An 11,648-nucleotide genomic window follows, 5' to 3' on the forward strand; every position below is an offset into this window, starting at 1 on the left:
CCTAGACACGGATCTGCGCCGGCCGAATAGACCGGCGCAGATCCTATGCTTCGCTTATGCCGATTTTTCTTTTGCGGTTTCTCTCGGTATCCGGAACCACGTCACGTAGAGGGCGGGCAGGAACAGCAGCGTCAGGACCGTACCGACCACGATGCCGCCCATCATGGCGTAGGCCATCGGTCCCCAGAACACCTCGCGGGAAATGGGGATCAAGGCCAGGGTGGCGGCGGCAGCCGTCAGCATGATCGGCCGCATGCGGTGTTCGGTTGCCTCGATCACGGCATGCCAGGCGCCAACCCCCGATCGTCTGAGATCCTCGATCTGGACGACGAGAATGACCGAGTTTCGGATCAGGATGCCGATCAGCGCCAGCACGCCCAATATCGCCACGAAACCGAGCGGTGCATTGCTCATCAGCAGCGCGGCAACGACGCCGATGAGAGCCGTGGGGGCGACCGCAAAGACAAGGAACAGCCGGCTGAAGCTCTGCAACTGGATCATGAGGATCGTCGCCATGACGAAAATCATCATGGGAGCGACAGCGGCGATCGGTCCCTGTGCCTTGGCACTTTCCTCGACCGCACCGCCGACGATGACCGAGTAGCCGACCGGCAGAGTCTTCCTGAATTGCTCGACCTTTGCGTCGAGTTGCTGGACGACGGTCGCGGGCTGGACGTCGCCTGTCACGCCTGCCTTGATCGTGATCGTCGGGGTGCGTGAACGGCGCCAGATGGTCGGCTGCTCCAGCTCGTAGCGGAAGGTCGCTACGGCCGACAGAGGAACTGCCTTTCCGTTCGAGGCCGGCAATTGCAGGTTCTGCAGCGTTTCGATGGAGCCGCGTTCCGACGTCTGGGCCCGTCCGATCACATCGATCAGGTAGATGTCATCGCGGATTTGGGTGCTGCTTGATCCTTCGACAATGCCGTTGAGCGCAGTGGCGATGTCTTCGGACGAGACGCCGAGCTGGCGCGCCTTGTCCTGCAGAACGTCGACCTTGATGACGCGGGCGGGCTCGTTCCAGTCGAAGTTGATGCCGTTGAGCAATGGGTTTTCACCCATGATGCCCGCAAAGTCCTGCGCGATGCTGCGGACCTTTTGAATGTCCGGACCGCTGATCCTGTATTGAACAGGCTTGCCGACCGGCGGACCGATATCCAGCAGTTTCACGAATGCATCCGTTCCGGGGAAGGTCTTCTTGAGGTAATCCTGAAGCGCCGCCCGCACCTTGTCGCGCACATCCAGCCCCTTCGTCACGATGACGGTCTGGCCGAAAGTCACGTCAGGCGTCTGCACATCGAAGGAGAGGATGAAACGGGGCGCACCCTGGCCGACATAGCTGGACCAGTGATCAACGCTCGGATTGTTGGCCAGCATTTCCCGTTCGAACTGAGCCATCTGGCGGTTCGTTTCGGTGATCGAGCTGTTGTGCGGCAGGTTCCAGTCGACGATCAGTTCCGGACGGTCCGAGGACGGGAAGAACTGCTGCTGCACATAGCCCATGCCGAAGATGGAAAATCCAAAAGCAAGGATGGTCAGAGCGATGGTCGCCCAACGGAAGCGCATCGCGACCGCGAGAGTTCCCGAGAACAGCGAAGCGAACCAGCCCTTCTTCTCGTGATGCTTCTTCATGGTTTTGGGCAGGATCGTCACCCCTAACAGCGGGGTGAAGAGAACCGCGACGATCCAGGAAACGACCAGCGATACGGCGATCACGACGAAGAGCGTGAAGGTGAACTCGCCGGCGGCACTGTCGTTGAGGCCGATCGGAATGAAGCCCGCAACGGTGACAAGCGTGCCGGTCAGCATGGGGAAGGCCGTCGAGGTGTAAACGTAGGTCGCCGCCTTGCGCAGGTCGTCGCCGACCTCCAGCCGTGCCACCATCATCTCGACGGCAATCATGGCGTCGTCGACCAACAGGCCGAGGGCGATGATCAGGGCGCCGAGCGAGATGCGCTGCAGCGAAATGCCCGCATAGGTCATCACCAGGAATGTAATGGCAAGGACGAGCGGAATGGAGATCGCAACAACCAGGCCTGCCCTCAGCCCGAGACTGATGAAGCTGATTGCAAGCACGATGGCGATTGCTTCGAAAAGCGCGCGGGTAAAGCCGGAAACAGCCTCATCGACGACGGCCGGCTGATCGGAAACCTGATGAACGTCGACACCCACCGGCAAAACGCCGACGATCTCGTCGACCTTCTTATCCAGGGCTTTGCCGAACTCCAGCAGATTGGCGCCCTGCTTCATGCCGATCGCCACGCCGATGGCCGGCTGGCCGTTGAAGCGGAAAAGCGCCGACGGCGGATCGACATAGCCGCGCTTGATCGTCGCGACATCGGTCAGCGGAAAGAAGCGGTCGTTGACGCGGAGATTGATCGCTCGCAGGCTATCCTCCGAAGCGAACTGGCCGCCGACGCGAAGCGCGATGCGCTCGGGTCCGGCCTCCACGAAGCCGGATTGGGTAACGGCGTTTTGTGCCTGCAGCGTCGAGATGATGGACTGGCGATCGATGCCGAGCGCTGCGATCTTACGGGTGGAGAATTCGAGATAGACCGCCTCGTTCTGCGCACCGATGATATCGACCTTGCCGACGTTCGGAACGGTGAGAATTCGGGCGCGCGCATCTTCTACGAGATCGCGAAGCTGCCTTTGCGAGAGGCCGTCGCTCGTGAAGGCGAAGATATTTCCATAGACGTCGCCGAAGCGGTCGTTGAAGAACGGCCCTACCACCCCTGACGGAAAATCGCCCTTAATGTCCGCGACCATGTTGCGGACGCGGACCCAGGTGCTCTCCACATTCTTGGCTTTTGTCGTCGGAAGCAGTTCGACAAAAATGGTCGTCTGCCCCGCTGTGGTGACACTGCGGGTGTAGTCGAGGGATTCGAGCTCTTCAAGCTTCTTCTCGATGCGATCGGTCACCTGCTTGGTGACTTCCTCAGCGGAAGCGCCCGGCCATTGCGCCTGGATGACCATGGTCTTGATGGTGAAGGAGGGGTCTTCTTCGCGGCCGAGTCCCATATAGGAAAACACGCCGGCGAGAATGAAGACGATCATGAAGTACCAGATCATCGAACGGTGTTCGAGTGCCCAGTCGGAGAGATTGAAGGTCTTCAAAGTTGGTTCTCCTGTGTGAGTTTGACCTTCTGGCCTTCGGTCAGGTGATGAACGCCGGCTGTCGCAACGCGATCGCCGATCTTGAGGCCGCCGAGGATTCGCACCCGGTCCGGATCGCTGAAGGAGCGATCCAGGGTTACTGGCTTGCGGAATACCGTCGCTTTCTCAGGGTCGATCACCCAGACACACGGCTGGCCGTCTTTGTCGAGAATGGCGGTAGACGGGAGAGAGATGGTCGGCGCGCTGTCGACGACAGCGCTTGCCGTGATGATCGAGCCCAGGCGGAAAGCATCCGGAGGGTTGGTCAGCGTTATCTTGGTTCGCCTCGTCCGCGTGGTCGCCTCGGCTTCAGGCGCAATTTCGCGCACGATGCCGGTGACCCTTATGGTCGGATCAAGCTGCAGAGCGATCTCGAACGGCGAACCCGGCTTCAGGCCGTCGAGGCTCGCTTCCGGAATGTCGATGACCGCTTCGCGGACGTCCGGACGCGCAACGGTCAGCACAGTCTGCCCCGCCGAAACGACTTGTCCGATCTCCGCTGATGTCGCGGTGACGACGCCATCGAACTCCGCCTTCAACTGAGCATAGCCGAGCTGTTCTTCCGCCTTCGCCAGATTGGCTTGCGCCTTGGCGACAGAGGCGGCGGCTGACTTCTGTGCCTGCTCGGCACTTTCGAGAGCGGCTTCGCTGCCCGATCGGGATTCGGCAAGCGCGCGCTGGCGGTCTTCCGATGTCGAAGCATTGGTCAATTGCGCCTGGCTGTTTGAAAGGTCGGCGCGGGCGCTGCGGACGGCAAGCTCAAGTGAAAGGGGATCGATCGCCGCGACCACCTGTCCCTTTGTGACGAGATCGCCGACATTGACGTCACGCGCGACCACTCTGCCTAGGACTCGAAAGCCCAGTTCCGTTTCGATTCTTGGTTCGATCGTGCCAGGCAGCTTTAGGCTGATGACGGGCTCTGGCTTGATGATCGTCGATAGAACCGGCCGTATTTTCTGTTCGGATTCGGCGGGCTTCGCGTCGCAGGAGGTCAGCATCGACGTCGCCAGCAGCAGCGATGCTGCTATCAGGAAGTTTCTCATTTAGCGGCCTCTTGGGAATGGTCGACGTGCTGGCCGGGGCGCAGGAATTTGCCGCCTTCGGCGACCACGATTTCATGTGGCTTGAGCCCGGCGCTGACCGCGAACTGCCCGGTGTCATATTCCGCGACCTGAACTTTTCGTAGGGAGACTTCGCTCGTGGCTGGGTCAACGACCCAGACCGCGGGCTGCCCACCCGCCGATGCCATGGCGCCCCATGGAAGGATGATTGCTTCTGCCGTGGGCATGCTGAATGTTCCGGTGACAGCCGCTCCGAGCGGCATGCCGGCGCCATCTTCCAGCCCGACCTTGACCCTTATCGTGCCGGTTGCGGCGTCGATCGTCGGCGATATTTCTCGCACTGTCGCCGATACCCGCTTGGAGGCATTGGAAATCAGGGCAACTTCGACCTGCCTGTCGGGCTGCTCTTTGAGAAACAGGGACTCGAAGACATTGAAGACGGCATCGCGCGGACCATCGTGGGCGAGCGTGAATACCGACTGCGCCGCCTGTGCTACCTGGCCGACCTCGGCGTTGCGTTCCGTGATGATCCCGTCCGCGTCGGCGCGAAGCTCGGTGTAGGAAAGGGCATCCTTAGCGGTTTCAAGCTGAGCCTTGGCTGCTTCCTCTGTCCCCTGGGCGGTTAGAAGCGTCTCCCGGGCGGCATCGTAGGCGGCACGGGTGGTGACTTGATTCTTGAAGAGGCTTTCCTGGCGTGCATCCGCTAGCTGTGCCTGCGTCAACTGTGCTTCGGCTGCCTGAAGGCTTGCCGTCGCCACATCAACGTCCGCCTGCTGTTCTTGCGGATCTATCTTAGCCAGCAGGTCGCCCGCTTTGACCTTCGCTCCGACATCGACGTTTCGCTCGATGATCCGACCACTGACGCGGAATGAAAGCTCCGATTCAATCCGGGCCTTCACTTCGCCGGTGACGGTCGTCTTTGCCGTGGGCTTGCTGAGCGCTGCCTCAACGGTTCTGACGCTCTGCGGCACCTGCGTGACCTGCTTCTTGTTCTGATCGCATGAAGCGAGCGCGAGCGTCAGCGCCAACCCCATGATGATTGCCCATTTACCCATTTCATCCCCTCGGTCGCGGATTCATGTTCGTGCCCAGCCAAATATTATTGACTGACTGATTAGTCAATGAAATAATTGATGACTATGGAAGCGATTGTGGCGAAGTATCCCGAGCCAGGGAGGACGTAAGATGTCAGCAGGAAAACAGGTGGGTTTGCGAGCGCAGCGGAAAGCGCAACGTCCCAACGAGATCCTTGATGCGGCCTTCGAGGAATTCGTCGAGCGGGGCTACGTGGCGACACGCGTCGAGGACATAGCCAGTCGCGTCGGCGTTACGAAGGGGACGATCTATTTCTATTTCGACACGAAGGAGCGACTGTTCGAGGAAATGCTTCGCAGGATCTCTGTTTCGTTCTCCGATGTCAGCGCCTACGCCAAGACACTGACCGGACCCTACTCTGAGAGGATCAGGGCCTTTCTCCGCATGGCCTACGATCGCATCGTACTGGACCGGAATACGCGGGAACTCCTGCGCTTCGTAATCGCCGAGGGGTCACGATTTCCTCAGGTCGTGGATCGCCATCATGAAGAATTCATCGTCCCGCTTATGGATGCGACACAAAAGCTTTTTGAAGACGGGGTCGCCGCCGGCGAACTGCGAGATGCGCCGGCAATCAAGATCCCCGATACCGTGATAGGAGCGGCCGTGACGCTATGCGTATCGAAGATGATTTTCGCGGATCGCATACCCCAGGACGTCGACGCATTTTTCGAAGCGCATATGGATGTCATTCTCCACGGATTGATCGCTAAGGACTGAGTTGGCCAAGCTGGAAAAGAAGGTTGGCGCGCTAGGCAACGATCTTGCGTGATATCGCCCATGCCAGGATGCTGGAGCGGGGCTGCCTACGTCTTTCCAGCCACGATTTGAATAAAACGTGGCCAAGATGCTGGTCCTAATACTCAGTGATGCGAGAGATTGAGGCGTCCTCGTGCCTTTTCAGAACAGCACCTAAGCGTCCCGTTCCGTCGCGTGCTCGCAGCAGGCGCTGTCCCGATATGGGAGTATTCTCCTTAAGGCGAACCCGTATAGTTCCGATGGCTTGCTGATCCTCCCCAAATTACCGCGTCGAGGTGGATTGAAATATATCGTATTACGACATATTTTAAAGGTCGGAGGATGACGTAATGACCGAGACGACTACGAAATTGAATGAGGATCTGGAATTGTTTGCCAAGCGCCTTTCCCGTGGGCGCAAGCTGAGGCACTCACTACAACATTCGCCAACGGCTGACGAGCTTGCTCAGCTCAGGCAAGCGCTGGACCTGCGGCTCCAATCAGGTTCCATGGACTTGAAGCTGTTGGCTTTGGAATGGCGATATGATGTGGCGCTACTGCTCGACCATCTGCGCCATTGGATGTACGAAGTCGACCGCGATTTCAGTCATTGATGGTGAGAGGCTGGCCATTTGCCGCCACGTCCTATCGGCTCTCTCTTGAGGTTCGAGTGTCGGCTATAACGTGCGCGTTCGCCCGAATGACCGCAGCAGCAGATTGATTGAGACGGCGACCTTGTCGATGTCGCGGATGTCCTGCGAATATTGACCGGTGTAGAGCTTCACGATCATTTTGTCGCGATCAGACTTGCTGAGATCGAAATGCAGGTGAAGATAATAAGCTTGCCTGTCGCCCCCACGGGCTATGCTGCTTCGCCGTTGGGTGACCTGTTTGAGTTCTGCTTTGAACGGCGCGAAGTCATCAAGCTTCAACGCAACCAGGCTGGACTGAAAACGGGCTTCGGTGGGCACTGCGACAACTGCCTTGTCCAGCGCCAGACTGACGACCTGGCCAGGGATATCGTCCACCTTGGCGGTCTCATCAAGTTTGAACGCATCAAACAACCGTCGGGGTTTTTCAAAGCAGATCAGAGACGCTATACCCAAAACGATGACATTGATGCCGGCCCATAGGGCAGCGATCGGCGAAAACTGGCCTTGAACATGGGTTGTCTCCGGCACGATATTGATCAACAGGCCGACGACGGTGATCGCGATCAGGCTTGAGATGCAGGTAAAAGTATATTTGTCGAACTGGTTCGCCTCGTTGCCGCTGCCCTTCGGCGTCACCCTGAACGGCTTGCCGAACGGCCGAATAAGGCTGGACACAACAGTCGGCAGCATTCGGAACGTCGCAAATGTACCGACCGCGCTTGAAATTATCGGCAGGTAACGCGTCGGCGTTATCCAGAGCATGAGCAGGAAATAGGCCGTCAGCAGCGGCAGTTGATAGGAGACGTAATCGGAAATATCGGTGAAATATAGCGGCAGCAGCCCGAACCACAGATAGACGATCGGGACGATCAATATCATGAAACGGACCAGATATTGCACCAGCCACGATGCCGGCAGGAACATGATTCGCTGAAACAGCGACAAACCCGGACCGCGCAGCGGGCCGTTATGCAGAAACAACGTCTGAATACCGCCCTGACACCACCGTTCGCGCTGCACGAAATAGCCGGTGAGATTCTCGGCGGCCAATCCCATTGACAAGCGCTCGTTCAAATAACGCGTCTTGTAGCCCATGTTGAGCATGGACAGCGTTGTCAGCAAATCCTCGGTGATGGATTCCGTCGGAAAGCCACCAATCGCGTCGACAGCCTTGCGGCGGGCGATCGAGCACGAGCCACAACAAAAACTGACGTCCCACACGTCTCTGCTGGGAGCGATCTCGTCAAAAAACAAACGCTGCTCGTCCGGCCAGATTTTCTCCAGACCCAGGTTCGACTGCACCGGATCGGCATTGAAAAAATGTTGTGGCGTCTGGACGATGCCAATGCTTTCATCGGAAAAGAACGGCAGCGTCCGGCGCAGAAAATGTCGATAGGGCACGAAATCCGCGTCGAAGACGGCAATGAAGTCTCCTGAGCTGACCTTCAGCCCGTTGTTCATGTTGCCGGCTTTGGCGTGCGCATTATCGCCGCGCGTGACGTGAATTGCGTTCTTTTCCTCGCAGAAACTCTTGAGCCAATCGCGGCGCTTGTCGTCGAGGACATATACCTTCAGCTTGTCGGAGGGGTAATCGAGCGACAACGCACCGACGATGGTTCTTTCAAGCACGTCGAGCGGCTCGTTGTAGGTTGGAATGAAGATATCCACCGTCGGCAGTTCTTGCTCGTCGCGTGCAAAGAAGGCCCGCGCCAGTTTGTCAGCTTCCGCGCTCCGATCGACGTAGCGGCTCATCAGCACAAGGAAAAGCACGACCTCAGTAAATGCCAAGATCTCGATGATGAAGACAAACCATACCCAATAAAAATTGACGCCGTCATAGGGGTAGGGAAGAACGGTTTCGGTCAGCCGCCAAAGCATATAGCGTAACGCGATCGCTCCGACAAAGGCGCAGGTAATTGCCCGTGTCCAAGTATGGTGACGCGACCAATTGAAGGGCCCCAGCAGAAAAAGGGCGAAAACGACAAAGGTCGGCGCCAGCGCTAGAAGATACTGAACCACAGGCTTTTAACCCAATTCGACAAGCCAATACCGTGTTTGGGAAATCGTACCTGGACCGTTCGACCGACCTGGCAAAAGTTCGCAAAATCGTCGTTCATGAAGGATGGCTCCAGGCGAACCCGAATGCGGGCATTGCGTTGGGACGAAGCCGGTAGACTGGCCGCAAAGGAATCGCTTTCGACCGCCGCTGAGCTGCCTTTTACAGACGCTACCGTGCCATTGAAGACGTCGCTGCGCCCGAACAGCCGCACCTGCGCAGAAAGCCCAGGATAAATCTCGTCATAGTCGACCTCGGGAACGAGAATATCGACAAACATTTCCCGGCAGTCGAGGAGACGCATCAGCTCGCTGTTGAGCACGACATTCGAGCCGTTGACGATCGTCCTGCTCCAAACCACACCGTCGAATGGCGCTGTCGCGGTTGCGGATTCAAGGGTGTCGACGCGACTCCGTTCTACGATCAATTGTTTTTCAACTTCGGCAGCTCGTGTCTGATTTTCCGCTATGCGCGAGTTCAAGTCACCGATCCGGACGATGACCTCGTCCTGGCGTTGCCGCGAATAAGGCACGTCGTTTTGTCCGTCGCCGAACGCGAAAATGCCCTGGCGAAGCGCAGTGAGCCGTTGTTCCAACTGATCGACAGTCAAATTGCTGATTTCGACCTCGCCGCCAGTCGCGGCTCCTGCGGCTCGAGCGGCATCGACCATGCGCTGCGTGAGAATGCCTTTTGACTCCAGGTCCATCCGGCGGCTCAGGTCGACCTGGGCGGCAAGATCCTGAGCTTGCGAAACTTGGACCTTCTTTTTCAGAATCTCCACTTCGCGTTCCAGATTGGAAATTGTGGCTTCTCGGAAAATATCCAAGCGTTTGGATAGCTGCTCGCGAAGAGCGGTCAGCGCGTCTCGCTCCGCCTTCAGCGCCACGACGCGGTCGCGCGCTGTGTTGCGATCCGCCTCGAGAGACGCAAGGATTGCCCTGTTGACGCGCGGATTGCTGATTTCCGCAAGCGTCTGGCCCTCTTTAACGGGAACTCCGACTTTGGCGGGCTCTCCCGCAATCACGCCGTCGATGGGGGCGTTGACGATAGCGAAGCGGGCATTGACGGTGCCGTCACGGCTCGTAAAGCCGGTAATCGCCGGTAAGGAGACGACGATAGCGGTCGGGCGGACATTCTGCCCATATCGAGCAAGAGCTTGTAGTCCATTATCGCTGGCACGCGCTTTACGGGCGTCGTGTGCGGCGGTTTTATGATGAGACGCGGCGAGGTATGGAGACGATCGTCGCCGAAGTGGCGCCTGGGGTGGCGCTTTGCTTGCCGGCTTGGATCTTCGATCCGATAATTTGTGCGGTCATGCAGATCGGGGAGCCCCACGTAAACATTGAGGGTCTCGCAGATCTATGTCGCTTGCTTGAAGGGCATAGACTCAGGCGAAGTTCTTCAGACGACAGCACCGTCGTCCAGGAGGACCGTCATGAGGAAGTCATTCGACCTGATGTTAACGCCCCGCCGGCCGCGCCAGCTCTGCATCTTGTTGGACCCGCCGGAGCTGAAGGGGATCAAGGCCATCGAACGAAGCGCGGTCACCGTAAGGTTGGCGCGGCTTCTCATGGAGGCCGCCGGCGCGATAACGGTGGAGAGCGGCAATGACTGACGTCGATATTTTGCCGCCTTCGATATTGAAGCGCAAAGCCGTGGTTTATGTTCGCCAATCGACGCAAGCCCAGGTCCAAAACAACCTTGAGAGCCAGCGGCGGCAGTATGAGCTGGTCGATGAGGCCCGCCGGCGCGGATTCCGAGACGTTGAAGTTATCGACGATGACCTTGGCCGTTCTGCTAGCGGAACGGTCGCTCGCCCAGGATTTGATAAACTCGTCGCTGGGCTATGTGCCGGCAATGTGGGCGCCGTTCTCTGCCTGGATGCGTCGCGTTTGGCTCGCAATGGGCGTGACTGGCATCATTTACTTGAGCTCTGCGGGCTGGTTGAGGCAAGGGTCATTGATCTTGAAGGCGTGTACAACCCTTGCCGCCCGAACGATAGGCTGCTTCTGGGAATGAAGGGCAGCATCAGCGAGTTTGAACTTGGTATCTTGCGATCAAGGATGCTCGATGCGGCTCGATCCAAGGCGCGTCGCGGCGAACTGCGTATTCCGGTGCCAATCGGCTACATCTGGCACCGGGAAGTTGGCCTCGGTTTTGATCCTGACCTTCGGGTTCAAGAAGCCATTCGTCAAATATTCGAGCGCTTTCGCCAACAGGGAAGTGGTCGCCAGGTCTACCGCGCTCTCAGCGCGGAGCGAGTTCACTTCCCCCGCCCATCCGACGGTAAGCGGTCAGTGTCGTTTGATTGGACGCCGATCCGCTATCGTAACGTCATCTCGGTTTTGAAGAACCCATTTTATGCGGGAGCCTATGCCTACGGGAAGACTGAGAAACGCACTGAGATCATCGACGGACGCGCCCACAAAACCTATAAACATCCTCGCGCCCTCAGCGATTGCGAGATTCTTCTAAAGGGCCACCATGAGGGCTACATCGATTGGTCCGAGTACGAACGCAACCAGAAGCAGCTTTCCCTCAACGATTTCGGCCGTCGGGGTGGGCCGAAGTCCGGTAGAGGTGGGCGATCCTTACTGATTGGATTAATGGCTTGCGGTCGATGCGGACGCCGCTTGAAGGTTGGGTATAGAGGGCGCTATCCTTACCCCATCTACCAATGCTTCGGCGCGGATGTCTACAACTCGACGCGCTGTATGAGTTTTGCGGGGCAACGTACCGATAGAGTGATCGCTTCTGAGCTCATCCGTGCCGTCGAGCCCATGGCGGTCGAAGCGGCGCTTACGGCGGAGAGGACGTACATGGAAGGTCAGGCAGAGCAACAGCGGATGATCGAGCTGGAACTTCAGCAAGCCCGTTATGATGCCTCTTTAG

The 11,648-nt window shown here is 58.1% G+C and carries 9 protein-coding genes; 4 read left to right on the forward strand and 5 right to left on the reverse strand.

Going from position 1 to position 11,648, the window contains the following annotated elements; translation table 11 throughout:
- Positions 1 to 54 precede the first annotated feature (54 nt).
- Genes K290_RS0115135 through K290_RS0115145 form a run of 3 tightly spaced genes read right to left on the reverse strand, consistent with a single transcriptional unit; the run spans position 55 to position 5,269 of the window.
- Complete coding sequence (locus tag K290_RS0115135) at positions 55 to 3,114, reverse strand: efflux RND transporter permease subunit (protein WP_028752700.1); 3,060 nt, start codon at positions 3,112 to 3,114, stop codon at positions 55 to 57.
- A complete protein-coding gene (locus K290_RS0115140) occupies positions 3,111 to 4,196 on the reverse strand; it encodes an efflux RND transporter periplasmic adaptor subunit (protein ID WP_028752701.1) in 1,086 nt (361 codons plus the stop codon). The genes K290_RS0115135 and K290_RS0115140 overlap by 4 nt, the downstream gene beginning before the upstream one ends.
- Positions 4,193 to 5,269 carry an efflux RND transporter periplasmic adaptor subunit gene (locus tag K290_RS0115145; RefSeq protein WP_037135460.1) on the reverse strand — a complete coding sequence of 359 codons (1,077 nt, stop codon included), beginning with the start codon at positions 5,267 to 5,269 and terminating at the stop codon, positions 4,193 to 4,195. Before K290_RS0115145 ends, K290_RS0115140 begins: the two co-directional genes overlap by 4 nt.
- Before the next feature lie 130 nt (positions 5,270 to 5,399).
- On the opposite strand from K290_RS0115145, the gene K290_RS0115150 reads away from it, so the two are divergent.
- Together K290_RS0115150 and K290_RS34370 are read left to right on the forward strand one after the other, a co-directional pair.
- Positions 5,400 to 6,029, forward strand: coding sequence for a TetR/AcrR family transcriptional regulator (locus K290_RS0115150; protein WP_028752703.1), 630 nt, complete (start codon positions 5,400 to 5,402; stop codon positions 6,027 to 6,029).
- 368 nt (positions 6,030 to 6,397) lie between these two features.
- Positions 6,398 to 6,661: a hypothetical protein gene (locus K290_RS34370; protein WP_037135462.1), complete on the forward strand. Its 264-nt coding sequence runs from the start codon at positions 6,398 to 6,400 to the stop codon at positions 6,659 to 6,661.
- 63 nt (positions 6,662 to 6,724) lie between these two features.
- On the opposite strand, the gene K290_RS0115160 is transcribed toward K290_RS34370, so the two are convergent.
- Together K290_RS0115160 and K290_RS34375 are read right to left on the reverse strand one after the other, a co-directional pair.
- Positions 6,725 to 8,719, reverse strand: coding sequence for a glycosyltransferase (locus tag K290_RS0115160; protein WP_028752704.1), 1,995 nt, complete (start codon positions 8,717 to 8,719; stop codon positions 6,725 to 6,727).
- The gene (locus tag K290_RS34375; RefSeq protein WP_051264094.1) at positions 8,701 to 9,873 is read right to left on the reverse strand and encodes an HlyD family secretion protein; all 1,173 of its coding nucleotides are present in this window, start codon (positions 9,871 to 9,873) and stop codon (positions 8,701 to 8,703) included. Before K290_RS34375 ends, K290_RS0115160 begins: the two co-directional genes overlap by 19 nt.
- 318 nt (positions 9,874 to 10,191) lie before the next feature.
- Between K290_RS34375 and K290_RS0115170 the strand changes: the two genes are divergently transcribed.
- A complete protein-coding gene (locus K290_RS0115170; protein WP_028752705.1) occupies positions 10,192 to 10,371 on the forward strand; it encodes a hypothetical protein in 180 nt (59 codons plus the stop codon).
- A partial coding sequence (locus K290_RS0115175) for a recombinase family protein (RefSeq protein ID WP_028752706.1) occupies positions 10,364 to 11,648 on the forward strand: 1,285 nt, incomplete at its 3' end. The genes K290_RS0115170 and K290_RS0115175, both read left to right, overlap by 8 nt.

It is taken from the genome of Rhizobium leucaenae USDA 9039 (genome assembly GCF_000426285.1).
GTDB classification, from domain to species: Bacteria; Pseudomonadota; Alphaproteobacteria; order Rhizobiales; family Rhizobiaceae; genus Rhizobium; species Rhizobium leucaenae.